Raw genomic sequence first — 26,240 nt, forward strand, 5'->3', positions numbered from 1 at the left:
TCATTCCACTCATTTGTAACGATTTTCTCGCTCCAGTGCGGATTGTGGGAATTTTCTTTTTAATCATTCATACACCGAACTTGTGTAACGAAACAATAAGTCGCACATCGCGTTACATAGTAAGCAGGTTAAATTATATGGTGGCTCATTGGGTCTACGCGATGAAGGCTTGCTAGATTCCGCTATTTATCAACCCCAAGCTACTTTTGCAGGTGAATTTTTACATCCTACAATTGTTGAACAAGCAGCAGCATACTTATTTCATATTACTCATAACCATGCTTTTGTAGATGGTAATAAGCGGACTGCTTTTGACGTGATGGTGACATTTTTGAACATAAATGATTATGAATTGAATATGTCACCAGAAAAAGCTTATGAATTAACAATGCAAGTCGCTGAAAATATCATGAGTAAGGAAGAGCTAATTGAATTACTGAAAAATTATATTACAGAACTCCTTTAAGCTATTCATAAAATTGGCATTTTCTAAACTGTCACGCCTTCTAACTCTTCATCAGTTAATTCATATAACTGACGCAACTTATCCAACTTATCTTGATCAGCTTCCCAGAAACCGCGCCCCGATGCTTCTAACATTCGGCTAATAATATTGCGGAAAGCTTCGGGGTTGGCTTGGCGTAATTTCTCAGCCATTTCTGGGTCTAAAGCGTAGGTATCTGCGGCTTGGTCATATACCCAATCATCTTTAAAATCGGCAGTACCACCCCAACCAATTAAGGCTGTCATTCGTTGCGAAATTTCAAACGCGCCGCCAGAACCTTGATTGGCCATTGCTTGCGCCCATTTGGGATTGAGTAATTTTGTGCGATATTCCATCCGCAGCAAATCTTCTAGGTTGCGGGGGGTGGTGTCTTTAGAAAAACTTTCCACAAAGCTGGTAGTTACCTTTTTACCGCCTTGTTTTTCGGCTGCTTTTTTCAAACCACCTGTGTTGGCGTAATATTCCTGAATATCGGTTAAACCATATTCTACCGAATCAATTTCTTGGACGATGCGATCGCTCGTTTTTAACAACTGATTCAACACCTCTGGTCTAGCCTGGCCTTTATCTTGTCTCCCGTAGCTAAACACATTGCGGCTTTGCCAAGTGTTACCTAACTCTTCCCCAGATTCCCAATTACCATCGACAACCCTATCATTTACCAAAGAACCAAAATCACCCGCAGGATTAGAAAATAACCTTGCTGAAGCATTTTCTACACCTTGCGCCTTTAAAGCTAAAGCGTGTTTCCGAATAAAATTCTCTTCTTCCGACTCATCCGCCTCAGCCGCACGGAAAAACAAGTCATCCAACAATTCGATGATATTCACAAAACTATCGCGGAAAATTCCTGACAAATTACCCAACACATCAATGCGGGGATGTCCCACCTCAGCCAAAGGTTTCAATTCATAACGGACAATTCGGCCAGTACCTTCCTTCACAGGTTCAGCGCCAACCAACTCCAGCAGAATTCCTAACGACTCACCCTTAGTTTTAATTGCATCTAAACCCCACAACAACACCGCCACCGTCTCAGGATATTTCCCATGTTCTTGTAAATGCTGGGCGATAATTTTCTGGGCAATTTCCCTACCTCTTTCATACGCCGCAGGCGAAGGCATTCTATAAGGATCTAACGCATGAATATTTCTCCCCGTTGGTAAAACCCCAGCACCATCACGCAACAAATCACCACCAGGCGCAGGCGGAATATACTCCCCATTCAACCCCCGCAACAGATTTGTTAACTCATCCGTAGTTCTCTCCAGTAAATCTCTTATCTCTACCTCTTCCTCTTGGCGTTCTTGGCGACTTGGCGGTTCGCTACCAAAATAAGCCTCCAAATACGCCGCCATCTCCTCCTCATTTGGGGCTTCACCCAAAGTATGCAGCCCAGAAGAAAACAGCCGATTTTCTAAAACCTGCAAATATTCGTACAACTTCACCAGATAATCATCAAAAGCATGGGCGCTAAACATTCTGATATTTTCTGGCGTAAAAGGAATGCCCAACTTTTTCGCATCCTCAAACGGACAATCAACATCTAAACCCGTATCAACAATTTTTTTACAAATCCCTTCCTTCAGCACATAATTCTTTTTCGGGTCTTCTCGATACTCCGCAATTAAATCGCGCAACGCCACCAATTCCTTATACAAACCTGCACGACCATAAGGCGGTACATTGTGCGAAATTAACACACCATAACCGCGACGCTTTGCCAAAATTGACTCCGAAGGATTATTCGCCGCATATATATATAGATTGGGCAAATCACCTAACAAAATATCTGACCAAGAATAACCTGTATTTCCTAAAGGCGAACCCGGCAACCATTCCACAGTACCGTGCATTCCAAAGTGAACCACCGCGTCAGCTTGTAACTCATTTTGCAACCATTTATAAAAAGCCGCATATTGAGGATGGGGTGTTAAATCGCGTTCAAACATTAACCGCATCGGGTCGCCTTGAATGCCTAACGGTGGTTGTAAACCTATCCAGACATTTCCTAGCTGTATACCGCCAATGTGCAGTTCCTCACCATAGGTTTTAATCCCGCTTCCTGTTAAAGATTTCCATTGTTTTTCAACGCGAGATGTGCGGAGATATCCCAACCATTTTTCTAATGTTCGGGCGTTAACAGTATTGGCTGAATCAGGAAAAGGTTTATTTACTTCCCATTTTTCCATCTCTTCATCAGCTGCTTTCACTTGGCGAATTAATTCTTCCCCATCTTCTGGGATGTCGCCAACGTTATAACCTTGGTCTTTAAGTGCGTGAAGGAATTTAATTAGACTGCGAGGCACATTTAACAATGCAGCTGTGCCGGCTGCACCATAACCAGGAGGGAAACCATATAAAATAATGGCAATTTTCCGTTCCGATGCTGGTGTTTGGCGTAAAGCAACCCAGCTTTTGACTCTACCAATTAATCGCTGTACCCGTTCAGGAACCAGATAAATATTTTCGCCAACCAAACCGCCGAGGGGAACGGTATCAATAGCCCCGTCGAGTTCTGGTAGGGCATATAAAACTACACTTTGTAAGCCGCCGACACCTTGGCGTGTCCAAGAATGGATATCTTGGATTAATAATGGTGCGGCGACAATATAAGGCACATTTTTCGCTGTGAGGATACGCTTGGCTACTTCTACTTGCCGTCCTGCTTCCATTGAACCAGCCGGGCCGCCGACTAAAGGAAAACCAATGGTAGAAACTATGGCATCAACTTTAACTGCATCTTGGGAAAGTGAGGGAGTTTCAATATTATTAAGTTGCCGTTGTTGCTGTTCGTAGTCGGTTGTCATCCAATCCCGTACTGCTACGTGTCCCTCTACGCCGTTGATGAAAATGGGTAAGGGAATTAAACCAGCTGCTTCAAAGCGGCGAATTAGTTGGGGAATATATGGTTGTTTGGTGATGACGTGTTTACGGTAAAGCAATATGCCGACGATGGGTTTTGTAGAGACGTTGTATACAACGTCTCTACAGGTTTTATACCATTCCAAATATTGGCGAGGTGATGCAAAAAAGCCTTGATAGTCGGGATGCAGTAATCCCATGTTGGGGGTTTCGACTGGTGGGGGAATGTCGCCGACTTTTAAGCCGAGGTATTTTTCTGCGAGTGTCCAGAATAATGCGGCGACGTTTTCGGGGCCGCCTGCATTCCAGTAACCGTAGATAATTAACCAGTTGCGTAAGTCTTGGACTTTCTGCACTGGAACGAATTTTAAAAGTTTCGGGCCGATTTTTAAGAAACTGATGTAACCTGCGAGTTTGTCTTCTTCGCGTCCGTTGCTGAATTTGTCGAGGATGAATTTAACTGGTTTGGGCATTCCTTTGGGTTTGTCACCAATGGCAAAGTCTCCCAATTTGGTTAAACTCATCAATTCCAAGGCTGACTCAAACACAAGCCGGATGGGAACTTGGGTAAGGCGATCGCGCAGCCACACAACTTGGTCATAATCAAATAATAAGCTGCCAAAAAATACCTCAGCGCCATCTAGTGCTGTTTCTACTTCCGCACGCTTACTGATAATATCGCGATCGCTAAACACGCGAATGTCTAAATCAGGACAGCGAGATTCAGCCACAGCAGCCGCTTTCCTGTATAAGTCAGCGTTGAACGATTCAAACCCAGCAATTAAGACGATCCGTTTCATGCCCGTAAGCTACGCAATATTTCTTTACTTAAATTCTAATCGTGGTTGCAGCTTGATTGTGAAACATCTGTCTTGAGTTCACCAAGTAACCGAGAGTTTGTCTCTAGAGTCAAGGTAATCACTATTTTCCACCCAAACACCAATCTGGCATTTTGGCAGATTTCCTCAAGTCTAAGTTGGTATGGTGATATCCGCGAATGTCTTTGTGCGACAATTACCGACTTGCAGAATCCCTCGGCTAACTACCGGGGGGCTTTTTTATGTGTAGCGCAAAGATTATAAAGTAAAGACTACCGGAAAGATATTGATTTTATTCTTTAATCCGACAATTGAAACATATTAAACCCGAAATTTTCAATGATAATTAGATGTGTATCTAACTAGATTTATTGCTAAAAATTTAATATTAATTTTATATGTAAAATTACAATTTTCTGTTAAATTAATTCAAAAATTTTAATAATTTTGTCTAAGTTTTTTGATTGGAATGAAGAGCGATCGCTTGAATATCCATCTGGGCGATCGCTTGAAATTCTAGAGGAAATTATGTTGACTATTTATCATCAAATCATTTCATGCTACCAGTGAATGTAAAAAATAATAACTAACCATTAACCTGATTTAATCTTTTGATAATCAAGTTTATACCGTTGTGGATTGAGAAAGGGTTTACTAAACTACTGATATCCGGCTGCTTGCAACAAGAATAACTTGGCGTAAATTCCCCCCGATTTCAGTAACTCTTCATGGGTACCTTGTTCCTTGACTTCGCCATGTTCAATCACCACAATTTTGTCAGCCATTCTGACAGTAGAAAAGCGGTGAGAAATCAAAAACACCATTTGATTTTCCGTCAAGGTACGAAAATGATTAAAAATTTCAAATTCAGCTTGAGCATCAATAGCCGATGTTGGTTCATCTAAAACTAAAATATCTGCTTGGGTACGCATAAAGGCACGAGCAAGAGCAATTTTTTGCCACTGTCCGCCAGATAATTCTTGTCCACCTTTAAACCAGCGTCCGAGTTGAGTTTGAAAGTTTTGAGGTAGTTTTTCAATAAAAGAATGGGCTAATCCTTTTTGGGCTGCAATTTGCCAACGATGTTTATCTTCGAGATTTTTCACGTCACCAACACCAATATTTTCACCAACTGTAAATTGATAACGCACAAAGTTTTGGAAAATCACACCAATGCGCCGCCGTAAAATATCAACATCCCATTCTTGTAAGTCCAAACCATCTAATAAAATCCGCCCGGAATCGGGTGTATAAAGTCGAGTCAGGAGTTTAATTAAAGTTGTTTTACCAGAACCATTTTCGCCCACAATTGCGAGTTTTTCCCCCGGTTGTAAATGTAGGGAGATATTTTTTAAAGCTGGTTTATTACTTCCAGGATAAGTAAAAGAGATATTCTCAAAGCGAATCCCATCTTGAGGAAACAAACCTTTGGTAGCGTAACCCCAAGGTTGAGTAACTTTTTCTTCTAAGAAGTCGTAGAGATTCGATAAATATAAGTTATCCTCGTACATCCCACCAATGGAAGTCAAAGCGTTAGAAAAAGTGGACTGTCCTTGACGAAATACGGTGAGATACATAGTCATATCTCCCAACGAAATTTTTCCCGCCACTGCTTCTAAAACTATCCATGCGTAGGCAATGTAAAAAGCAATGGTACTGACTAAACTTAACAGATATCCCCACAGTCCCCGACGCAGAGTTAAGTCTTTGTCTTCGCCGAAAAGTTGATGAAAAACTTCGCGGTAACGTGCTAACAGCATTTCTCCTAGCTGGTAGAGTTTGATTTCGGTTGCAAAGTCTTCCCGTGCTAAGAGATTTTCGATGTAGTGTTGTTGACGAGTTTCTGGCGCACGCCAACTAAATAAGCGAAAGGCTTCACCTGCAAATCTAGTTTCGGCAATGAACGCAGGCATGGCTGCTACAATTAAAACTATGACAGCCCAAATGGAAAACTTCACTAACAACACGCCGTAGGTAACGAGAGAAAGGGCGTTTTGGACTAAGCCAAATGTGCGGTTGACGAGAGAAAGGGGACGAACAGAGGCTTCGCGCCTAGCGTTGGTGAGTTTATCGTAAAATTCTGAGTCTTCAAACTGATGCAGTTCTAAAGTCAGGGCTTTTTCTAAGATGAGAACATTTACCCGTTGACCAAGTAAAACTCGTAGTAAAGATTGACAAATAAGCAAACCGCGCTGACTACCAGCTAATAAAATAACTGCGATCGCTTCTAAAGCAACATACCATAAAGGGTGATAACCAGTGACTACATTACCTTGCGCCGCCAATAATACAGCATCTACAATCAGTTTACCGATGTAGGCGATCGCAGCTGGTAAAAGTCCAGCCACTAAAGTTAACGTCGCCAAACTCAACGTCAAACCACGGCTGGTAGTCCACACTAAATTTATCGCCCGTCCACTGTAGCGAAAGACAGACAGAGATTGTCGCAGAGTGTTTCTTACTTTCTTAGTCCCCATTATTATTCTTATAGCGTAAAAACACCGAGTTGGGGTGATAAGTTAGATAGATTCACTTATAACAAATGACTCTAAACTCAACACAACGTATACTACTGATACATTCTGCCTGTAGCTTGATATGAGCCTGTGCATCAACCCCTTTTGTTCTAATCCACAAAACCCGGAGAATGATAATCACCGCTTTTGTCAAAGTTGTGGTTCCCAAATACTTCTAGAAGACCACTATCGGGTTATGCGCCTGTTAAGTGATAAAACTAGCTTTGGCAAAATCTATGAAGTTTACACCAGAAATACGCCCAAAATTCTCAAAGTTTTAAAAGAACACCTCAACGACCATTCTAAAGCAGTGGAACTTTTTCAGAAAGAAGCCAATGTTTTGAGTCAATTAAATCATCCAGGAATACCAAAAATTGACGGTTATTTTCAATATCAAACCAGTCATGGATTCAAACTCCATTGTTTAGTAATGGAGAAAATTGATGGAGTTAATTTAGAAGAATGGTTACAACAACAAAGTTATCAACCGATTTCAGAAAAACAGGCGATCGCTTGGTTAAAGCAATTAGTTGAAATCTTAAATATAGTCCATAGTCAAGGCTGGTTTCATCGTGATATCAAACCAGCCAACATCATGCTGCGAAATAATGGTCAATTAGTGTTAATTGATTTCGGAACTGCGAGAGATGCCACCCATACTTATTTAGCCAAATTAGGCGAAGGTAATCGCATTACAGCAGTATTTTCAGCCGGGTATACTGCACCAGAACAAGCTAGTGGTCAAGCTGTACCCCAGTCGGATTTTTTCGCTATTGGTAGGACTTTTGTTTATTTACTCACGGCACAATATCCACTGAGATTTTACAACGCTCGTGAAGATGTTTTAAACTGGCGTTCATCTGCCAATGTGTCACCAAAATTTGCCGATTTCTTAGATAATTTAATGGCGAGAAAAGCCGCAGATAGGCCACAAACTGCGGAAATTATTTTACAGCAGCTAATCCAACTAGAACAGGCAACCATACCCAAAACCACCCAGACTTCTAGATTTCCTAGAATCATCACTTTTGCTACTCTCTTGTTTTTTGGTGGAGTATTGAGTTATGGTTTATTTCAATTACCAAAACTGCCATTTCTACATCATAACCAAATCGAGCATCTGCAACTAGATAAAACTCTTAACGCTCATACTAACTACGTTAAAACCCTAGCAATTACTCAAGATGGTAAAACTTTAGTGAGTGGGAGTAGTGATAAAACCATCAAATTTTGGAACTTAGCAGATAACAGTTTAATTCGAGAAATCTCGGCTCATAATAGTGGCGTAATTGCTTTGGCTATTAGTCCAGATGACCAAATTTTAGCCAGTAGTAGTAATGACCAGAGCATTAAAATTTGGAACTTGGCAACTGGGCAATTAATTCACAAGCTTAAGGGACATGAAGGTGCTGTTTGGTCAATAGCGATTACACCCGATGGACAAACTTTAGCTAGTGGTAGCGGTGATAAAACTATCAAGCTGTGGAACTTAAAAACTGGTCAGTTAATTAAGACTCTTCGTAGCCATACTAGTTCTGTAATGTCATTAGCAATTAGTCCTGATGGCAAAACATTAGTTAGTGGTAGTAATGATAAAACTATTAAATTTTGGGATTTAGCAACTGGTGAACTAATTCAGACAATTCCTGCTCATGATGATGCTGTGATTTCTCTCGCTATTAGTAGAGATGGACAGACTTTAGTCAGTAGTAGTAACGATAAAACCATTAAACTTTGGAATTTAACAACAGGTGCATTAATTCAGACACTAACAGGTCATAACGCAGATGTTTTTGCTGTTGCCATTAGCCCAGATGGTAAAACTTTAGCCAGTGGTAGCGGTGATACCACAATTAAATTATGGAATTTGAGTGATAGTAAACTAATTAAGACATTGACGGGTCATACTACGACTGTTTATTCTGTAATTTTTAGCCCCGATTCCCAAACCTTAGTTAGTGGTAGTAGTGACAAAAGTATCAAAATTTGGCGAATGCAACGATGAAATATTTATGAGATAAACTCAACAGGAAATAATTAAATCAAGTTGAATAAATATATTCTGTAAAGTTTTTAAATCTCATGTTAATCTGGAAGATGAGATTTAAATTGGTGCATTCAATTTATTTTAGTAGCAATATAGGACTCATATTTGATTTCTGAAAAAAATCAGTACGCCCACAAAATGCTCTTTTCTACTCCCCACTCCCAGCTTTTACAGATAATTTCAACAATCAAAGCGGATTCCTATAGGCTTATATCTTAGCTCCAAAACAACTTTTCGTTAATTATGTAAAATTATTTATGGAACCTAATAATTACAGAATTGAATACAAATTCCATTCAATCATCATTGCAGAGGAATCATTAAGCCGCAAAGCTTATTACTACAAGATTTATGGCGAACTGTGTCATAACAGTGGATTTGCTAATTCTGTTGAGGAAGCAGAAAAAGAAGCGAAAGAGAAAATTGATGAAAAATTTAATCTTATCGATAAAAAAGCAGCATTACACAGATATTCCGTAATGCGTGATTTTGAAAGCTTTGTTGAGACATTATTACATCAACAACCAGAAATTTCTCAAGAACTTGCTTATAACGTAGCTGCTCAATTAGCTTTAGCTTCAACTTTAAAATATTTTACTAAAGAAGTATTAAGCAGTGATGTCAAGGATTCAGGAACAGTAGATGCTGGTGGAGAACTCAACACAGATAACTTGCCACAATAAACTAGGATTCTATGGCAAATCAACATTCTGTATTTTCTGCCAGATGGCTGAAGAAAGAGAGATAGTACTTGTGTTACCTTAGTAATACTTGCAAAGCAAAGCAAAGTCGTTGAATAATTGAGAGGAAAAAATTATCGTAGTCCAAAAGCAGCTAATTAACTCGCAAATTAAGTCACCTCAAGTCTTCTTGATTGACCATGAAAATAATAATCGTGGTTTGATAGCCACTTCTGAGGCTCTCAGGTTAGCCGAAAGTGTTGAGCTTGACTTAGTAATAGTCTCCCAGAACGAAGATACTCCAGTAGCTAAGATTCTCAATTATGGCAAACTTCAGTATCAAAAGAAGAAACGCCAAAGTTCAAGTGCTAGACCTACTGTAAAAGAAGTTCGCTTCCGTCCGAATGTTGGTGCGGGTGATTATAATTTGCGTATTAGTCAAGCACTTCAGTGGTTAAGTAAAGGCGATTCAGTAAAATTTGCTATTCGTTTAAGGGGTCGAGAAAATCAATATCGTCAGCAGGCTGGGGATATGCTAGACCGTATTGTTAATGATTTGGGTCAAGCTGGTAAAGTCCAGTCCCTTGATAAACGCGCACTAGTTGTTCAAATTATGCCTGTTTAAAATATCTTCAGTGTTTTACTAGGTAAAGCATGAAACCGAAGTAGTTTTTTATGGTAGGTGCTGGTAGCACAGCAGATTCGATGTTGATGAAGTACAGCAACTGATTGAAAAAAGTAATGAGTAATGAGTAAGAAATTTACTTATTACTCATTACTCATGATGTGCCTCACTTACTTTAAAAGTGCTGTAAATTTAAGATAGTTGCTATCAGCACTATATAAGACCTAGAGAACGCTGAATGGCTTAGATACTACTCACACAAAAGTCAATATGAGCGCGAATAGCTCGCTCGTAAACTACAGTCTGCTGTGTGCGTATTCCTACAGCCTGATATACCAACTTAATTTCTGGGAAGTTACTCCAGTACATCAAAAAAATGTCTTTAGCAGGAGTAATGATTTCGTAATTATTCTCTTGTCTTTTTTTTCTAAGTTTACAATTATTTAGTTGTAATTTTTGTCTAAATAATTTTTCAAATTCGGGAATTAAGTTTTCAGTAGCTTCCATACTTGATACACCTGGTAATTGGTTATTTGGAAAAACACGATTCTCGATTCTGGAATGTTAGTGGATATGACATTCAGCCATCTAATATTAAAGGTTTTTCCTTTTGACTTGTTGTACTAGTACTGGTCGTGGTTGTATAAGACTACATATCTCTAAAGAATACCTGAGAAAAATTTAATCAATAAAATGCTTCTATATTATGGCGAAAAGCAATTAAAGCGTGCTGACCTTGCTCTTGTTTGAGGACACAAAGGATTGCATCTGATGTTTCTAATGAAACTATGGTCTTGATTTCGATATTAGTGTTGTAGCCTGCTAAGTCTGCCAAGCGTCTTCCGTGACCGCCTTCACCTTGCACTTGATTAATTGTATAGCCACTGACGTTATGGCTTTTGAGAAGCTTCACAATTCGGTCTTTCAGGACAGTTTCACCAATAATAGTAACTAAAACAGCAGGCTCAACGGGAGGGGTTGAGTTTGACATAGAGAACTCCAGAAATTAGATTTTATACCAAATTGGAGAATGATTGTGACAAATGGATTGCCCAAAAGCTTACCAGTAAACACTTTCTCAATCCAAAATCTAAAATCCAAAATGGTATTAGCTGATTTTCCAGCCCAGTTTTGTATTAAAAAGGCTCAAGCATTTCTGCCTAAGCCGGTAATAAATGCAATTCGGATGCTGGATTAATGGGTTAGCTGCAAGAGCTAATTTGATAAAGCCTTAGTAGCGATTTCTACCACCGTAGCCCCCGCCACCACGATTACCACCGCCAAATGAACCTCTATCTTCTTTTGGTTTAGCTTTATTTACTTTGAGGTCGCGTCCCATCCATTCAGCGCCATCAAGGGCTTCAATAGCTGCTGTTTCTTCAGCATCTGTACCCATTTCCACAAAACCGAAACCGCGCATCCGACCTGTTTCACGGTCTGTAGGTAACTGGATACGCTTGACTGAGCCATATTCTGCAAAAACAGCACTCAGACTATCTTCTGTAACTTCATAAGAAAGATTGCCTACATAAACTGACATAGATTGTCTCCGAAATCATAGATGTGTAGAGATTTAGGTTTCGGAGAAAAGTCTGTAAATACCAAAAGGAAAAAGCCTGTCAATAATAAAAACAAACGCGGTCGCCGAATTAACTCTCACTTCCTAGTATGACATAGCAAGCAGTGATGAGGGGTGAGTTACTAAAAGTGTTATATAAAGTTATGTAAGCAATGGATGACTCCGTGTAGGTGATGAAATTTGGTGCTGGGGACGGCTAGGTTTACCTAACTATTCAGGCTGATCTTTAGCAGGTAGAGCTTTTCGCAGTACTATATAATCGCAAAGCTATCTCTCCAAAGGTAGATTGACAATGATCTCTAGACGACAAACCTTAGTTAAATCTGATATTCAACTTTCTTATTTAGAGTGGAATCAAGGTCAAGAACCTTTGTTGTTGTTACATGGTTTAGGCGACCATGCACTTGTTTGGTCTAGCTTGGGCGCATATTTAGCGACAGATTACCACATAGTTGCGCCCGATATGCGCGGTCATGGTGAAAGCAGCAAACCAGAAAAAGATTATAGCTTTGAAAGTGCGATCGCTGACCTCGAAGCCCTCATGGATAAATTGGGATGGTCTTCCGCCCATGTAGTAAGTCATTCCTGGACTGGTAAATTAGCTGTAATCTGGGCTAGGCAAAACCCCCAGCGAGTGCGGAGTATGGTTTTGGTTGACCCGATTTTCATCTGGAAAATGCCCGAATTCTTCAAGGCGACTTTTCCCTTCTTGTACCGCTTTTTATCCTTTCTCAAAGGGATGGGGCCATTTGCTAGTTATGCTGAAGCTGAACAAATCGCCCGACAATTAAACCAATATCAAGGTTGGAACGAACTACAACAGCAGGTATTCCAAGGGGGAATCGAACAAAAACCGGATGGGAGTTGGGGTAGTAAGTTCACCATAGCCGCCCGTGATGGCATTTTTGAAGATGTGATGCGCGTACCGGGCTTTATCAACCCCATCGATACACCCGCCTTGTTTGTTAAGTCCGATAAAGGTCTCAACCGCCAAGAATGGCAATTAAAACCCTATAAAAACAATCTGAAAAACTTACGCCTGTGTCAAGTTCCGGGAAATCATTGGCCTTTTCTGACTGAACCCGACTCATTTAACCGGACTGTGGCTGCTTTTTTAGCAGAGTGTAAATGAGTAATTTGTCATTGGTCATTGGTCATTAGTCATTTGTCAAAATTTCTGGACTTTTGACTTTTGACTTTTGACTTCTGACTTCTGACTTTTGACTTCCCATGAGCCTTTGTATAAATCCAGTTTGTCCTAAACCGAACAATCAAGATAACGATAAACACCGCTTCTGTCAAAGTTGTGGTTCTCCGTTAGAATTACCGGGGCGTTACCGTGTCATTCGCTTGTTGAGTGACAAAACTGGCTTTGGCAAAGTCTATGAAGCACACACCAACGATACGCCAAACATCCTCAAGGTACTGCGCGAGGAACTGTCAAATGACGCAGCAGCTATTAAGATTTTTCAACAAGAAGCGACTGTTTTAGGTCAATTACATCATCCCGGAATTCCTAAAGTTGATGGTTATTTTCAATATCAAACGCGCGATGGTTTGATATTACACTGCACAGCGATGGAAAAAATCGATGGTTGGGATTTAGAACAGTGGATGAATCAACAACAATATCGTCCTATTTCTCAAACCCAAGCTATTGCATGGTTGCAACAATTAGCCGAAATTTTAAATTTGGTACATAGTAAACAATATCTGCATCAAGATATTAAACCATCTCATATTAAACTGCGGTCTAATGGGCAATTAGTTTTAGTTGATTTCGGCACATCGCAAGCAGTCAGCAGGCAATATCTGGCGCAATTTAATCATGGTGGTGAAATGACATCAATTATTTCATCGGGCTATGGTGCATTAGAACAAATGCAAGGTCAAGCCGTACCACAATCAGATTTTTTTGCCTTGGGACGCACCTTTGCATTTTTATTAACCGGGCGACATCCTTTAGATATGTATGATGCACGGAAAAATTTGCTGCAATGGCGCAATTTTGCCTCTCATGTCTCACCAGGTTTATTAGATTTAGTTGACTGGTTAATGGCAACTCAAATTACAGACAGACCCAAAAATGCTCAAGAGATATTGCAGCAGTTGGGAGAAATTGAACAACAGTATGTTCAGTTAAATTTAACTAGTAATCTACAAGAAAAATATTTTTCTCCTACAGTTGCCAAAACAGAAATAGGAGATAAGCTGCCTTTAATTGCATTTTTAGCAGCATTAATGGTGTCATTAAGTGTAATTAGTGTCATGGCTTTGGGGATGCGATCGCCTAAAATTTCTACCCTCATTACCCAAACCCAAGCCCCTGAAGCAAAAGGTAAAATCGAGTTTTTTGGTTATCAAGAAGGTAGAGATAGTCAAGGTAAAACCGCAGAATTTAGCATTGCTATTTTATCAACAGAATATAAATGGCTGTTAAATAGCAGTTTCCAAATTAAATATAATGACCAAGTTGTAAGTGTTGATTTTTTAAAGTTAAATCTTGAACAAGAAGGTATTCAGAAAATTATGGAATACCCCACAGAAATAATTTCTGTGGGGACAGCAACTTGTGAAGGTAATTTAGTTGTTGCCCAACGTCTCGCCCTCGAACGTGCCAAGCAACTGCAATTATTATCCCAAAAATTATTTAAAAATACATCCAGTGTCAAAGGTTATCGTTTATTAAATCTTGGTCAATTTCAGCGTGGTAAATGCCCATCTAATCAAGATATAACAGATTATCAAAGCAGTATTATCATTATTGGGATACGCAAGAAATCTAAAGGGGTAATTGTTGATGAAGCTCTGAGATATCGGTTAATCAATCAGCCCTTCGCTGATTTTAAATTAGATGATTATTCCTTGGGATCAGTTGATAAATTTACAACTATTCCCCAACCTATATTAATTAGAGGTAGAGCAGCCAATAAGTGGTAGGTTTTCAACACTCAAGCTTTACTCGCCAAAGCAGACTTTTTTTGACAATTGCCGTTTACTAGCAGAAGTGATACAACAAAGTAGCTAAGTAGTTCTGTAAAACCTAGAAAATATCAATATTTGAGTTATGGCAGAGTATCAAAAAATTGAGTATCGCATTGGTAAAGACGGCAAAATTACCGAGACTGTGATTAATGGTTCTGGTGCAAGTTGTACCAATGCAACATCGGGAATTGAGGGTGCTTTAGGAGAAGTAGAAAGCCAAGAACTGCTTCCTGAATATTACGAAGGAGAAGAAAACGTTACAGGAACAGAACAACAGTCTCTCAAGCAAAAATAGGAGGGGCGGAAATGATTGCAGATATCTTATCAGATATCCAAGATATCGGAATGTTTTCTGTAGAAAGCTTGGTTGTGATGGCGATCGCAACTTTTTCGCCACTGTTGATAATTCTAATGATCAATGGTGCGAAAATCCTGCAACTCAACAAACAATCTCAAATTCAACTCCTAGAAGCTGAAATCCTCATCTGGCAAGATAAATACTCAGAATTAGCCCAAAAACTAGCCCAAATTACTACTGAAAAAGAAGCACTACACCAAGAAGGCTTGCGACTGCATCAAGAATTGCAACAGCAGCAACTTCGACTCACCGAAGAGTTGCGCGTTACCACCTTTGAACAATTGCAGACATTACTAACCAACTATCCCAGCATTCATCAAATGGTGAGTGTGAAACCCGAATTACCTGCAAAAAATCTGCTTTCCATGTTTACCCCTCTAGATAACCTCCTTGGTAAATGGGGTTACGAACTCATTGGTAAACCTTGGGAACAAGTACCTTATAACTCCCAACTTCATCAACCAGACAAAGCTGATATTACTGAAGGTGAATTGGTTTACATCCGATTTGTCGGCTATCAGCATCAAGGGAGAATTCTTTGCCCTGCTAAGGTGAGTCGGACTTTGCCGGGGGGGAGGTGAAGAGAGGGGGATGAGGGGGGCGAGGGGGATGAGGGAGACAAGGGGGACAAGGGAGACGAGGGGGATAAGTCTGTAACAATGACCAATGACAAATGACTAATAACTAATGACTACAGTAATAATTGACTTTGGTACGAGTAATACTGTTGTTTGTACCACGGATTTGATTACCCAAAGACCGCGGACTTTGCGATTTGAGGGGATGTCGCGGCGGTTTGAGGTGGGGACGGAACAGGTAAGTGTTGTACCAAGTTTGGTGTTTGTTGAGGGACAAAATAGCATTTTGTTTGGTGAAGCGGTACGCGCTAAACGCTTGGGATTTGCCCAGCCGGAACGCTGTTTTCGGGCTTTTAAACGAGACTTAGCGGCGGATTTTGTCCCGCCTCCACGACTGTTGGATGGTAATAGTTATAGTGCAGAGATCATTTCAGAATTGTTTTTGAAGGAGATTTGGCAGCAAGTTGAACAGCAGTTGCAGCCAAGTCACGTTATTTTTACCGTTCCTGTGGGTGCATTTGAAACGTATCTTGACTGGTTTCGGGATTTGGGCGATAAACTCAATATGCCCACAGTGCAAATTGTGGATGAATCAACAGCCGCCGCCCTTGGTTATGCCGTCAAGCGTCCTGGTAGTGTGGTTTTGGTGGTGGACTTTGGTGGCGGAACTCTGGATTTAAGTTTAGTGCGGACTGTGAGTGTAGCAGCCGAACAGCAAGCCATACGCGCTGAAGTTCTCGCCAAGTCGGATGCTTTTATTGGCGGTGTCGATATTGATACTTGGATTGTCGAACATTATTTACACAAAATCGGTTCTTCCCGTGAGGAAGTCGGGGAAATTGGTTTTATGAATTTATTGGAAGTAGCAGAAAGGGTAAAAATTCAACTTTCGACAACAGATTTAGCCAAGGAAGCTTGGTTTGATGATGAAAATTTCATGTCCCATGAATTGCAGTTACATCGGGAAGAGTTGGGCGAAATTTTAGAAAATCAACAATTATTAGAACAGTTAAGACAAGCCATCGATGAAGTATTAGCGATCGCACTTACTAAAGGTATCAGTAAATCATCTATAGAACAAGTGTTACTCGTCGGTGGTACTTGTCAAATCCCCGCCATTCAACAATTAGTAATTTCTTATTTTGGTAGACAAAAAGTCAAGTTAGATAAACCCTTTGAAGCTGTCGCACATGGCGCATTAGCATTAAGCGAAATGACAGCCATTGATGATTACCTCCGCCACAGTTACGCGATTCGCCTTTGGGAACCCCACAGCAAAACTTATTCTTATTTCACCTTAATTGAAAAAGGAGTAAAATATCCAGGGGCGCGTTCTGAAGCTTTAACTTTGCAAGTAGCCACCGAAGGACAGCGAGAAATTCGTCTTGACATCGGTGAAGTAGCCGAAGTTTCCCAAGCGGAAGTTGCTTATGATGCACAAGGCAGAATGACGAGTAGTCACTTAATCAAACAAGATAGCTATCGTTCCCTAGAAACCCATCATCAACAAGTATGTGTCGCTTATCTTGAACCACCAGGACAAACCGGAATTGACAGAATCGAAGCGCAATTTGAAGTCAACGAACAACGGGTGTTAGTAGTAACAGTTAAGGATTTATTGACAGGGAAAATGTTAGTAAATAGAGGTGCGATCGCTAAACTCAAATAATCTCCTCTCTGCGCCTTGGCGGTTCGCGTTAAAATTGAATAGTAATTTAATGTGTAGCTGCAAACAAAAAAATATGACTCGTCCTCATCTTTTGCAAGAAGGGCAATCTTACACATTTCGCTCCTATTTTGAAATGCCTTATGAAGCAGACGAAATTTTAGCGGAATTGGGTTATAGTTTGCTAAAAACACGAATGGAGTTACCACGTAGCGATCGCAATTTAGAACGTTTGCCAGAATTACAACAGCGAATTGATGAATCTTTACCACTAGTTAGCTTGAGCAGCGAGACAGCACGACGTGAAACACTTGTAGCACCTACATTGCTGGAAGTTGCTCGTTATTGTCAATGTCAAATCAGGATTGAGTATTCATTGACAGTAAACAACTGGTTAAAAGGTAATTTAGATTATTACCTGAAAAGCAATCTAAGTTTATTGGTAGTTGAAGCGAAAAATGATGACTTAACTAGAGGCTTTACGCAGATGGCAGTAGAGTTAATTGCTATTTCTGAAGTAGAAGAAGGTGATATTTTTTATGGTGCAGTAACAATTGGTGATGCTTGGCGTTTTGGTCGTTTAGAAAAAACAAAGCAGCAGATTTTTCAGGATATTTCGCTGTATCGCATTCCCGATGATTTGCCAGATTTAATGAAGATTTTGGTAGGAATTTTAGAATCAAGTAGTAGCATTTGATAAGATTCGTGCTTTTCTGGGAAAAAAAGTTGAATGAAAATTGCGATCGCCTAACCTTAGTAATGGGGAATACTAAGTAGTAGGCTTAATACTAAAAACTTGATGAAAGAAAATTATAATCGCCCCAGAGTGTATGATGCTGTGCTTGGTGGTCAAGAAAATGCGCCTCCTGGTGCTGTAGTCTTAGGAGGACTAGAAGGCGTTAAAAGACGCTTGGCAAATCCGATCATTGAACAAAAAATTGCCGCACTAGAAGAAGCACTCAAGTATGGCGAAGCAGGTTTAGAACTGGTAATCTCGGCGTTAGAAGATAGATTGTGGAAAGTCCGCTATGCAGCTTATTCCCTACTGGCTTCTCGACCAGAACCTATAGTGCAAGAAATACTACAAGAATATAGCCATAAAATTGACAGATATGATGCTTTTGTGGCGATGGCGCGTGCTGGCGGCGTGTCTGATATCGATACACTAATGGATAATTTAGAACACGATCGCAATAGCGCCACTTGTAAGTTAATTGACTTTACACTTGGCTTAGTTGATACTCATGAAGGTAAAGACAGAATCCGACATTACCTGTTCAACGGTACACAAATACAACGTAACTATGCAGCACTGTACTTTAAACGACGGGGGATCACAGATATTTTACGAGAAGCGGTAAGCCGGGGCTGTATTGATAGAGTGCAAGCCTTCTCCAAATAACAACCGCAATGTCAGAAAATTTCAATCAACCGCGAGAATATGATGCAGTTCTGGGTGGAAAAATACCACCGCCAAAAGATGGAGTGGTTTTAGGTGGTATTGCAGGTGTGAAACGGCGTTTGACTAGTGCAGTCTCGGTAGAAGAACAAGTTCTAGCTGTTGCGGAAGCGTTAAAATATGGTGAAGCGGGAATCAGGCTGGTGTTTGAAATTATCAATCCTGAATCTGAAAAACTGCAATTAACAATATCATCACTGCTGGGACAACAAGCATTAGCAAAATTACAATCCTCTTTAGACACCGAACCTCCCTTAATCTCTGCGGTTGGCGCAAACTACAGTAATTTACAAAAATTACTGGCTGCGGGAAAATGGCAAGATGCAGATCAAGAAACTGCCGCTATGATGCTGCAAATTTGTGATCGCACACAACAAGGATGTTTAGATCCCACCGACATTGAAAAATTTCCCTGTGCAGACTTAAACACCATTGAAACTCTCTGGCAAAAATCTAGCAATGGCCGCTTTGGCTTTGCAGTCCAAACTTATATTTGGCAAAAAGTTGGCGGTACAGCTAACCCTGACTGGGAAGCTTGGTGTCGCTTTGGTAAAGGTGTGGGATGGTTTTCTCAAGGTAGTTGGCGTTATTGGAACGATTTGCAATTTGATTTAAACGCTAATGTCGGACATTTACCCCGTGGTGGTGCATTTATCGGTTGGGGTTTAGGTGACTTTTGGACAGGTTGCAGAACCTTATCTGCACTTGCAGAGAAATTAGCCAGATGTAACATCATCTGAAATTTGGGAACACTGGTATTAGTCAGGACTTACACATCAATACTATCTGTTGAGATTGGGTGTAGAGGTGCAGGGGTGTAATTATTCAAAACCCTTATACCCTTCCCCAAAGCTTTAATTTTTAGTTTTCCTGCGTTAGTCCTAATTAGTATCGAGGAAACAATAATGCCAGAAAATCTCCAGCAACCGCGAGGATATGATGTTGTGCTGGGAGGACAAACACCACCTCCTGTAAATGGGTTAGTTCTCGGCGGAATTGAAGGTGTTAAATATCGCCTGTTAAGTAATAATCTGGAAGCAAAAATCGCTGCGATCGCACCAGCAATAGATTATGGTGATGTAGGTGTAGAGTTAGTCATTCAAAGTTTGCAACATGAACCAGTAGAGTTAAAAGCAGCAGCATATAAGTTATTACATCAAAGAAAAAAAGTTAGTGCTGAACAAATTATTGCCGAATTCAATTTATATCATTATCAATTTTTTGAATGCTTAACTACTTTTAGTGGACATACATCAGATGTATGTGGAATCGCATTTAGTCCCGATGGAAAAACTATTGCTAGTAGCAGCCACGATCAAACTATTAAATTATGGCATATTCAAACAAGCCAATTAATCTGCACATTAAGCGAAGGTTTATCAGCACCTTATGGACTGGCATTTAGTCCAGATGGCAAAACTTTGTATGCTAACGATTGGCAGGAAATCAAAATTTGGAATTTAGAAAACCAGCAACAAATTCGCACACTCAAAGGTCATACTGACGCTACTTTATCACTTGTGGTTGCTCCTGATGGCACTTTAATTAGTGGTAGCCAAGATAAAAATATTCATGTTTGGCAACAGCCTCATTTGGGAAAATACTATAAATTAGGTAGTCATCCTTGTCACGTTTGGGGAATGAATATTGTTAAAGTTGCTCTGAGTGCTGATGGTCAAATTTTGATTAGTGGTAGTACTAATGATAGGACAATCAAAGTTTGGGACTGGAAACGCAAAAAACAACTCACAACTCTAGGATATGAAACATTTGGTTTAAATATTTCGATGCCAGGAATTTCTTGTATTGCTATTAGTCCAGATGGCAAAATTGCTATTGCTGGAGGAGAAACTCAACTTGATGTTTGGGATATCGAAACAAGCAAGAAAATTTATACACTTACCCTAGAAGCCGATAATGATATTCATTCATTATGTGTTAGCCAAGATGGTAAGACTTTGTTTGGTGGTTTAAAGAATGGTGTGATTAGAATTTGGAATTTACTAACAGGTGAAACCATTCACAATTTAGAAGGACATTTAGGGATTGTTTGGTCTATGGCTTTGAGTCCTGATGGCAAAACTCTTGTTAGCACCAGTCTTGATAAAACTATCAAGATTTGGGGTATATCAGGGTAAATTCAACACAAATTAATTATGTCCACCTTGCCACAACTACTCTAACTGTTCCATCTTCCAGCACTTCATCTGCTTCAATTGTAAAGCCTTGCGCCTCAGCTGATGCCATCAAGGCGTGATATCCATAACGCTGCATCAAGGTATTTAACCAAGACTGATTATATTTTCTGCGATCGTACTCAGAAATAATTGCTTGAAATTGACCGTTTTCTTGGCGCTTAAAGCCGATGTCATTACTCGAAGAACCAACATATTGTTTGCGAATAATCACTTCTGCACTTTCAGGACGCACATCACCTTGATAACCATATAATGCCTGTGCTACTTGGTGATGTTCAACATTTTTAAACCCAACATCTGCCAAGGCTTTAATTAATGCGTCTGAATTTTTAATTTGAGTTTTGATGCTAGTAAAGTGTGACATATTTTGTGCTGAATATATAGCTATTTTCAATATATTAAGCGAGAGGAAAAAATAATTAACCGCAGATGGACGCGGATGAATTTGGTAGAGGTTCAGATACTCGACTTTTTCGAGAAGTCGGGTATCTTGATTCTCACGAATATAATTAAACCCAACGCCCAACTACTACCCGCACAGTGCCATCTTTTAATACTTCTTCATCTTCAACATTAAAACCTTGTTCTTGCACTGTTACCATTAAAGTTTTATAAGCATATTTGTGACTAATTGAGTTAACAAATTGTTGTTGATTAATTTTTGCGCCCCAAAAATCGGCTACTATTTCGTAATTCTCCCCATTGCGGCGAAAGCCCAAATCATAACCGTTTTTTTGGCGAATTACATACTCGGCTTGAGTGGTATTTCCTTGATATCCACGAACATTAGTATTGCACTCAACTTGATAGCCTAGTTCTTGCAAAACTTCATGCAGAATTTCACCGCGTTTGATTTGTACTTTGATGGTTGTGAAATGAGACATAATTCCAATTTTGGATTTTAGATTTGGGATTTTGGATTAAAAACGAGGCGCAGAAAATAAATAGTTTTTCTATTTTAATCGACCTCTAAAGGGCCAATGCCTTTTTGGTTTGAGTATTGTTTTAATTCCTCCACTAATTGAATATCATTGGACGCTGCCCTGGCACCGGCTTCTGCTGCCCATTGCTTTAAGGCTTCGATTTGGTCACGGGCGATCGCAGCTAAGGGTACAGTCTGCGCTATTGCCTGTAAAATATCTTCTGTATTGAAGTCTCGTCTTTGTCCTTCTATTCTTGTGGAAAATGCTTGGTGCATAGCATCAATAATTACTTGTTCAATTTCCGCACCACTGAAGTTTTGTGTTTGTTTCGCCAAGGAAATTAAATTAAATTCCCGCAGGCGGTTGGGACGTAACCTTTGCAAATGCACTTTAAAAATCTCTTGGCGTTCTGTTTCTGTTGGTAAATTCAAAAAGAAAATCTCATCGAATCTGCCTTTGCGTAACAACTCGGCTGGTAATATCTGCACATTATTGGCAGTGGCGACAATAAAAACTGGGCTGGTTTTCTCCTGCATCCAAGTAATTAAACTGCCAAATACCCGCCGCGATGTACCTGAATCCCCATCAACCCCACTGGTAATATTGCCAAAGGCTTTGTCAATTTCATCAATCCACAATACACAAGGGGCCATTGCTTCGGTTATCTGAATCATTTGGCGGACTCGGCTTTCGCTTTCACCGACAATTCCACCAAACAACCGTCCAGAATCTAACCTCAGTAGGGGTAAACGCCATTCATGGGCAATAGTTTTCGCTGAAAGAGATTTACCCGTTCCCTGTATTCCCACCAGTAACATCCCCTTGGGATTAGGAATACCGTAGCGTCTGGCTTCTTCGGTAAAAGCATCTTGGCGCATCAATACCCATTGTTTGAGTTGATCTAATCCCCCAACGCGCTTGAGTGATTCTTGGGGTGTGAAAAACTCTAAAATGCCTGTTTGGCGAATTGCTTGTTTTTTTTCTTCTAATACACCATCAATATCAGACTCATTTACCTGCTGTTTGGCGGCTAAAGCTTTTGCCAAAACCCTAGAAATGCGAGTGCGGCTTAAACCTTGACAAGCTTTAATTAATTGTTCTCGCGCCAAGCCTGCAATATTTAATTTATCTGGGACGACTAACTGAGTAATTAAATAATCGATTTCGCTGACGCTGGGTAAGGGAAAATCAACAACTGTCACCTCTTGCAGTAGTTCATCGGGAAGTTCTAAAGTATGACTGGTGGTGATGATAGTTTTACGCGATCGCTTTAACTCCCGTGCTAAGTTTCGTAATTCCCTAACAATCGGTGCATTCTTCTCAGTGGTAGGATTTTTCACAAACGGATGCAAATCCCGCAGCACAAACATTGCTGCTGTTTGCGAGTCAGCTTTCGCAATGCGTAATAAAGCCGCCATCACAGAACCTTTATCCGCACCATTATCACTCCAACCCCGCACAATATCCCAAAATAACACCTGTCGCTGAGGCGCAGAACGCGCTGCAACTTGCAACAGCACTTCTTCTACAGGTTCTTCTTCCACAGAAATCACATACAGTAAGGGATACCGCGCCCGAATCATCAAATCAAGTTGTTCTATCAAAGAAGCGTATTGCTGATTCTCGCTGCTATGAGTTCCATTTTGTGGCAAATTGCTCATCTCTCTTTAGGGGTGTGCGTGGGGTGTCAGGGTGATGAAACGCTAATTACTTAATTGATTCCTCAAATCTCCAGCCTTCATTCATTATAGCATTGCCTCTGTATCTGATTATACAAACAAAAACAGCAAACAGATTGATTCTGGTACTCCCAATCTCCCCTTGTCTCCCTCATCTCCCTCGTCTCCCTTGTCTCCCTTGTCTCCCTTCCCTCATCTCCTAACTCTCCGTTGCCAACCAAGCACGTAAAACCTCCGCCACCGTCCAAGCCTGGGCAGTACAGCCGCGCGGAGTCATTGGTGCATCGCCATCAAAAATTTCGCTGAGATTGCCAACACCGGATGCTGTGAGATGATTTGCCATTGGTTCTAAAAATTGCCGCGCCTGTTGTGGATTTTTGTAAACCCGCAAATGGGCAAGGACGAATGGCCCTAATAACCAACCCCAAACTGTTCCCTGATGGTAAGCACCATCACGCCGATACTGATTGCCACCGTATATTCCCTGATATTGGGGATGTTCCGGCGAGAGCGATCGCAATCCATGAGAAGTCAGCAACATTCTGCCACAAACTTCTACCACGCTTTTTTGTTGGGCAGGGGTGAGGGGGCTTTCTGGTAAGGATACAGCAAAAATTTGATTCGGACGCAACGCCCCATCATCACCATCAGGACTATCAATCACGTCATAGCAGTAACCCAAAGCTTCGTTCCAAAAGCGAGAAAATCTTGCTAAGGCGCGGTCTGCCATTGCTTCATATTCTTGATGTGGTTTACCCAGTTGGCGAGCAAATTTAGCCATTGTGCGTAGGGCATTGTACCACAGGGCATTGACTTCTACTGGTTTGCCAATTCTGGGTGTCACTACCCAATCGCCGACCTTGGCATCCATCCAAGTGAGTTGTGTACCTATCTCACCTGCATAAAGTAAACCATCGGTGGGATCAAGGTGGATACCATAGCGTGTACCGCGACAGTGCCAATAAATAATATCTGCCAGTACGGGAAACAGTTCACTGAGTAAATGATCGTCGTTGGTGGCATTGTCATAGGCGCGAATTGCCTCAAAATACCACAGTGTCGCATCGACTGTATTGTATTCTGGTTCCTCGCCAACATCAGGAAAGCGATTGGGTAGCATTCCTTGATTGACATACTTGGCAAAAGTGCGGAGAATTGCCCGTGCTACCTCTGGGCGACCAGTGGCAATTGTCAACCCAGGTAAACTAATCATTGTGTCCCTTCCCCAATCACTAAACCAGGGATAACCAGCGATGATGGTTTTGCCGTGAGATTCTTCTGGTACAGAACGATCAACAATAAACTGATCAGCCCCCAATACCAAATGTTTAATCCAGGCGGGAGACTCCTGTGCTGTGATGGGTCGATTACTCTGCCACAGTCCTAATAGTTTTTGTTCTTGAGTGCGGCGTAATTTGAGAGCCGTTTCACCATGTAAATCAATTTGTTTTTCTGTGCTGGCGACAAAGGTAACTGTTTCCCCAGGATGGAGAGTCACAGCGAAGGTGGCAGCGTGGAGATGGTCTTCTTTGTCGTTTAAACCGCGATAACGTTCTACTGCCAAGTCAAAGTCATAATACCAGTTGTGAACGACTGTGGCACTGGCTTTGTCACTCAACAAATAAAATGGTGTAGCACTGGGATCAGCCGTCACACAAATTCCTTGTTCCACCGCTTCCACAAACATTTGCCAACCGTTGCTGTGGGTGTCGCTGTGATAATCGCGGTAGTTTACCATTGCTTTGAGGGTTAGTTGCAAAGGTTGGGTTGCACGCCGCAGAATGTATTGGATATATGTAGTGTTTGCGCCCAACTGCATCCAGATGCGCTTTTCTAGCAAAGCATCCGCCACCGCCAACCGCCACAGGGGAATTGTCCCTTCTAAGGTAAAAGATTCAATGTGTCGATAACCTTGGGGACTCACAGTTTGATTTGCCCAGCGATTTGTATGTAAGGGATAAGTGCGATCGCCATACAATACAGTTTCATCTAGTTTTGCCAACAGTAAGGTGCGACCTAAAGGCGGGTGTAAAGCGGCAATCAGTAAGCCGTGATACCGTCGAGTTAGTAAACCTGCCACCGTGCCAGAAGCATAACCACCAATGCTATTGGTCACTAACCATTCCCGTGTTTCTGCGATTTCGAGATTGCCGCAGATTTCCCGCCCAAATTCCATACACATAAGGCAAACTGATTGATTTTTTAGGTGATAACCAAAATCTATTGACTACACAATTGTTTTATAGCAGGTGATAGGTGATAGAGTTACAGGCCTCAACTATATCGCTCTTTAATAACTATAAGCAGAGGAAAATAAGAAAATATCAGAATTTGAAAAGTGTGGAAGATCGCCTCGCATTTGATTTATCAGATAAATTAAGGTTCAGAACAAATCAGACTACAAAACGAAGAAAAAAGCCCTCCATTTTGGAGGGCTTTTTTCTTCACTCTTCTACTTTACGAGGCTGTAACATTGCTATCTCAGAAGATTAGCCATTGATAGCAGGAGCAGAGATAGCAACAGGAGCTTGCTCACCAGCAGCCAAGTCTAAGGGGAAGTTGTGAGCATTGCGCTCGTGCATCACTTCCATACCCAAGTTAGCGCGGTTGATGATGTCAGCCCAGGTGTTGATGACACGACCTTGAGAGTCAATCACTGATTGGTTGAAGTTGAAACCGTTCAGGTTGAACGCCATTGTGCTTACGCCCAACGCGGTGAACCAAATTCCGATTACAGGCCATGCAGCTAGGAAGAAGTG

General features: G+C 40.9%; 24 protein-coding genes and 1 pseudogene. 15 read left to right on the forward strand and 10 right to left on the reverse strand.

Annotated features, from left to right (window positions below; translation table 11 throughout):
- Positions 1-148: 148 nt before the first annotated feature.
- Positions 149-466, forward strand: coding sequence for a type II toxin-antitoxin system death-on-curing family toxin (locus tag H6G77_RS33215; RefSeq protein ID WP_199331738.1), 318 nt, complete (start codon positions 149-151; stop codon positions 464-466).
- A gap of 23 nt (positions 467-489) precedes the next feature.
- On the opposite strand, the gene bchH is transcribed toward H6G77_RS33215, so the two are convergent.
- Entirely contained in the window at positions 490-4,170 is a 3,681-nt protein-coding gene (bchH, locus tag H6G77_RS33220; RefSeq protein ID WP_190873861.1) for a magnesium chelatase subunit H, read from the reverse strand.
- Positions 4,171-4,242: 72 nt separating this feature from the next.
- Here bchH and H6G77_RS33225 point away from each other — a divergent pair, with 72 nt between their 5' ends.
- Both H6G77_RS33225 and H6G77_RS36420 read left to right on the forward strand, forming a co-directional pair.
- Complete coding sequence (locus tag H6G77_RS33225) at positions 4,243-4,452, forward strand: hypothetical protein (RefSeq protein WP_190873862.1); 210 nt, start codon at positions 4,243-4,245, stop codon at positions 4,450-4,452.
- A 183-nt stretch (positions 4,453-4,635) separates the two neighbouring features.
- The gene (locus tag H6G77_RS36420; protein WP_277880724.1) at positions 4,636-4,758 is read left to right on the forward strand and encodes a hypothetical protein; all 123 of its coding nucleotides are present in this window, start codon (positions 4,636-4,638) and stop codon (positions 4,756-4,758) included.
- 89 nt (positions 4,759-4,847) lie between these two features.
- Here the strand turns inward: H6G77_RS36420 and H6G77_RS33230 are convergent, their stop codons facing one another.
- Entirely contained in the window at positions 4,848-6,665 is a 1,818-nt protein-coding gene (locus H6G77_RS33230; protein ID WP_190873863.1) for an ABC transporter ATP-binding protein, read from the reverse strand.
- 121 nt (positions 6,666-6,786) lie between these two features.
- On the opposite strand from H6G77_RS33230, the gene H6G77_RS33235 reads away from it, so the two are divergent.
- The 3 genes from H6G77_RS33235 to infC all read left to right on the forward strand — a co-directional run bounded on the left by H6G77_RS33235 (position 6,787) and on the right by infC (position 10,056).
- On the forward strand, positions 6,787-8,709 hold the full coding sequence (locus tag H6G77_RS33235; RefSeq protein ID WP_190873864.1) for a serine/threonine-protein kinase: 1,923 nt from the start codon (positions 6,787-6,789) through the stop codon (positions 8,707-8,709).
- A gap of 299 nt (positions 8,710-9,008) precedes the next feature.
- A complete protein-coding gene (locus H6G77_RS33240; RefSeq protein WP_190593921.1) occupies positions 9,009-9,434 on the forward strand; it encodes a hypothetical protein in 426 nt (141 codons plus the stop codon).
- A gap of 154 nt (positions 9,435-9,588) precedes the next feature.
- Positions 9,589-10,056, forward strand: a complete 468-nt coding sequence (gene infC, locus H6G77_RS33245; RefSeq protein ID WP_313950033.1) for a translation initiation factor IF-3 — start codon at positions 9,589-9,591, stop codon at positions 10,054-10,056.
- A gap of 243 nt (positions 10,057-10,299) precedes the next feature.
- On the opposite strand, the gene H6G77_RS33250 is transcribed toward infC, so the two are convergent.
- From H6G77_RS33250 to H6G77_RS33260, 3 genes are all read right to left on the reverse strand, one after another.
- On the reverse strand, positions 10,300-10,563 hold the full coding sequence (locus tag H6G77_RS33250; protein ID WP_190593919.1) for a hypothetical protein: 264 nt from the start codon (positions 10,561-10,563) through the stop codon (positions 10,300-10,302).
- Between the two features lie 178 nt (positions 10,564-10,741).
- Positions 10,742-11,047, reverse strand: a complete 306-nt coding sequence (locus H6G77_RS33255) for a P-II family nitrogen regulator (RefSeq protein WP_190593917.1) — start codon at positions 11,045-11,047, stop codon at positions 10,742-10,744.
- A 240-nt stretch (positions 11,048-11,287) separates the two neighbouring features.
- The gene (locus H6G77_RS33260; RefSeq protein ID WP_190593916.1) at positions 11,288-11,596 is read right to left on the reverse strand and encodes an RNA-binding protein; all 309 of its coding nucleotides are present in this window, start codon (positions 11,594-11,596) and stop codon (positions 11,288-11,290) included.
- Between the two features lie 331 nt (positions 11,597-11,927).
- Here H6G77_RS33260 and H6G77_RS33265 point away from each other — a divergent pair, with 331 nt between their 5' ends.
- The 9 genes from H6G77_RS33265 (at position 11,928) to H6G77_RS33305 (ending at position 20,819) form a co-directional block, all read left to right on the forward strand.
- Entirely contained in the window at positions 11,928-12,767 is an 840-nt protein-coding gene (locus H6G77_RS33265; protein WP_199331740.1) for an alpha/beta fold hydrolase, read from the forward strand.
- 98 nt (positions 12,768-12,865) lie between these two features.
- Positions 12,866-14,575, forward strand: coding sequence for a serine/threonine-protein kinase (locus tag H6G77_RS33270; RefSeq protein ID WP_190677093.1), 1,710 nt, complete (start codon positions 12,866-12,868; stop codon positions 14,573-14,575).
- Positions 14,576-14,702: 127 nt separating this feature from the next.
- Positions 14,703-14,915: a DUF2997 domain-containing protein gene (locus tag H6G77_RS33275; RefSeq protein ID WP_190873865.1), complete on the forward strand. Its 213-nt coding sequence runs from the start codon at positions 14,703-14,705 to the stop codon at positions 14,913-14,915.
- An 11-nt stretch (positions 14,916-14,926) separates the two neighbouring features.
- Positions 14,927-15,559, forward strand: coding sequence for a hypothetical protein (locus H6G77_RS33280; RefSeq protein WP_242049392.1), 633 nt, complete (start codon positions 14,927-14,929; stop codon positions 15,557-15,559).
- A 106-nt stretch (positions 15,560-15,665) separates the two neighbouring features.
- Positions 15,666-17,225: an Hsp70 family protein gene (locus H6G77_RS33285; protein ID WP_190873866.1), complete on the forward strand. Its 1,560-nt coding sequence runs from the start codon at positions 15,666-15,668 to the stop codon at positions 17,223-17,225.
- A 73-nt stretch (positions 17,226-17,298) separates the two neighbouring features.
- On the forward strand, positions 17,299-17,919 hold the full coding sequence (locus H6G77_RS33290) for a hypothetical protein (protein WP_190873867.1): 621 nt from the start codon (positions 17,299-17,301) through the stop codon (positions 17,917-17,919).
- A gap of 102 nt (positions 17,920-18,021) precedes the next feature.
- Positions 18,022-18,624: a hypothetical protein gene (locus tag H6G77_RS33295; RefSeq protein ID WP_190677925.1), complete on the forward strand. Its 603-nt coding sequence runs from the start codon at positions 18,022-18,024 to the stop codon at positions 18,622-18,624.
- An 8-nt stretch (positions 18,625-18,632) separates the two neighbouring features.
- Entirely contained in the window at positions 18,633-19,421 is a 789-nt protein-coding gene (locus tag H6G77_RS33300; RefSeq protein ID WP_190873868.1) for a GUN4 domain-containing protein, read from the forward strand.
- A 165-nt stretch (positions 19,422-19,586) separates the two neighbouring features.
- Positions 19,587-20,819, forward strand: coding sequence for a WD40 repeat domain-containing protein (locus tag H6G77_RS33305; protein WP_190593903.1), 1,233 nt, complete (start codon positions 19,587-19,589; stop codon positions 20,817-20,819).
- A 16-nt stretch (positions 20,820-20,835) separates the two neighbouring features.
- On the opposite strand, the gene H6G77_RS33310 is transcribed toward H6G77_RS33305, so the two are convergent.
- From H6G77_RS33310 to H6G77_RS33330, 5 genes and pseudogenes are all read right to left on the reverse strand, one after another.
- On the reverse strand, positions 20,836-21,243 hold the full coding sequence (locus H6G77_RS33310) for a DUF1257 domain-containing protein (RefSeq protein ID WP_190593902.1): 408 nt from the start codon (positions 21,241-21,243) through the stop codon (positions 20,836-20,838).
- Between the two features lie 145 nt (positions 21,244-21,388).
- Positions 21,389-21,763, reverse strand: a complete 375-nt coding sequence (locus tag H6G77_RS33315; protein WP_190593901.1) for a DUF1257 domain-containing protein — start codon at positions 21,761-21,763, stop codon at positions 21,389-21,391.
- A gap of 74 nt (positions 21,764-21,837) precedes the next feature.
- Entirely contained in the window at positions 21,838-23,463 is a 1,626-nt protein-coding gene (locus H6G77_RS33320; protein ID WP_190593900.1) for an AAA family ATPase, read from the reverse strand.
- A gap of 217 nt (positions 23,464-23,680) precedes the next feature.
- Positions 23,681-25,663 carry an amylo-alpha-1,6-glucosidase gene (locus tag H6G77_RS33325; protein WP_190873869.1) on the reverse strand — a complete coding sequence of 661 codons (1,983 nt, stop codon included), beginning with the start codon at positions 25,661-25,663 and terminating at the stop codon, positions 23,681-23,683.
- A 307-nt stretch (positions 25,664-25,970) separates the two neighbouring features.
- A pseudogene (locus H6G77_RS33330) lies at positions 25,971-26,240 on the reverse strand (photosystem II q(b) protein); the annotation flags it as partial.

Source organism: Aulosira sp. FACHB-615, assembly GCF_014698045.1.
Classification (GTDB): domain Bacteria; phylum Cyanobacteriota; class Cyanobacteriia; order Cyanobacteriales; family Nostocaceae; genus Nostoc_B.

Bases quoted from the DNA above. Each gene is read 5' to 3' on its own strand.
- bchH (WP_190873861.1), bottom strand. From the start codon at position 4,170: ATGAAACGGATCGTCTTAATTGCTGGGTTTGAATCGTTCAACGCTGAC.
- H6G77_RS33230 (WP_190873863.1), bottom strand. From the start codon at position 6,665: ATGGGGACTAAGAAAGTAAGAAACACTCTGCGACAATCTCTGTCTGTC.
- H6G77_RS33235 (WP_190873864.1), top strand. From the start codon at position 6,787: ATGAGCCTGTGCATCAACCCCTTTTGTTCTAATCCACAAAACCCGGAG.
- H6G77_RS33240 (WP_190593921.1), top strand. From the start codon at position 9,009: ATGGAACCTAATAATTACAGAATTGAATACAAATTCCATTCAATCATC.
- H6G77_RS33250 (WP_190593919.1), bottom strand. From the start codon at position 10,563: ATGGAAGCTACTGAAAACTTAATTCCCGAATTTGAAAAATTATTTAGA.
- H6G77_RS33255 (WP_190593917.1), bottom strand. From the start codon at position 11,047: ATGTCAAACTCAACCCCTCCCGTTGAGCCTGCTGTTTTAGTTACTATT.
- H6G77_RS33260 (WP_190593916.1), bottom strand. From the start codon at position 11,596: ATGTCAGTTTATGTAGGCAATCTTTCTTATGAAGTTACAGAAGATAGT.
- H6G77_RS33265 (WP_199331740.1), top strand. From the start codon at position 11,928: ATGATCTCTAGACGACAAACCTTAGTTAAATCTGATATTCAACTTTCT.
- H6G77_RS33270 (WP_190677093.1), top strand. From the start codon at position 12,866: ATGAGCCTTTGTATAAATCCAGTTTGTCCTAAACCGAACAATCAAGAT.
- H6G77_RS33275 (WP_190873865.1), top strand. From the start codon at position 14,703: ATGGCAGAGTATCAAAAAATTGAGTATCGCATTGGTAAAGACGGCAAA.
- H6G77_RS33280 (WP_242049392.1), top strand. From the start codon at position 14,927: ATGATTGCAGATATCTTATCAGATATCCAAGATATCGGAATGTTTTCT.
- H6G77_RS33285 (WP_190873866.1), top strand. From the start codon at position 15,666: ATGACTACAGTAATAATTGACTTTGGTACGAGTAATACTGTTGTTTGT.
- H6G77_RS33290 (WP_190873867.1), top strand. From the start codon at position 17,299: ATGACTCGTCCTCATCTTTTGCAAGAAGGGCAATCTTACACATTTCGC.
- H6G77_RS33295 (WP_190677925.1), top strand. From the start codon at position 18,022: ATGAAAGAAAATTATAATCGCCCCAGAGTGTATGATGCTGTGCTTGGT.
- H6G77_RS33300 (WP_190873868.1), top strand. From the start codon at position 18,633: ATGTCAGAAAATTTCAATCAACCGCGAGAATATGATGCAGTTCTGGGT.
- H6G77_RS33305 (WP_190593903.1), top strand. From the start codon at position 19,587: ATGCCAGAAAATCTCCAGCAACCGCGAGGATATGATGTTGTGCTGGGA.
- H6G77_RS33310 (WP_190593902.1), bottom strand. From the start codon at position 21,243: ATGTCACACTTTACTAGCATCAAAACTCAAATTAAAAATTCAGACGCA.
- H6G77_RS33315 (WP_190593901.1), bottom strand. From the start codon at position 21,763: ATGTCTCATTTCACAACCATCAAAGTACAAATCAAACGCGGTGAAATT.
- H6G77_RS33320 (WP_190593900.1), bottom strand. From the start codon at position 23,463: ATGAGCAATTTGCCACAAAATGGAACTCATAGCAGCGAGAATCAGCAA.
- H6G77_RS33325 (WP_190873869.1), bottom strand. From the start codon at position 25,663: ATGTGTATGGAATTTGGGCGGGAAATCTGCGGCAATCTCGAAATCGCA.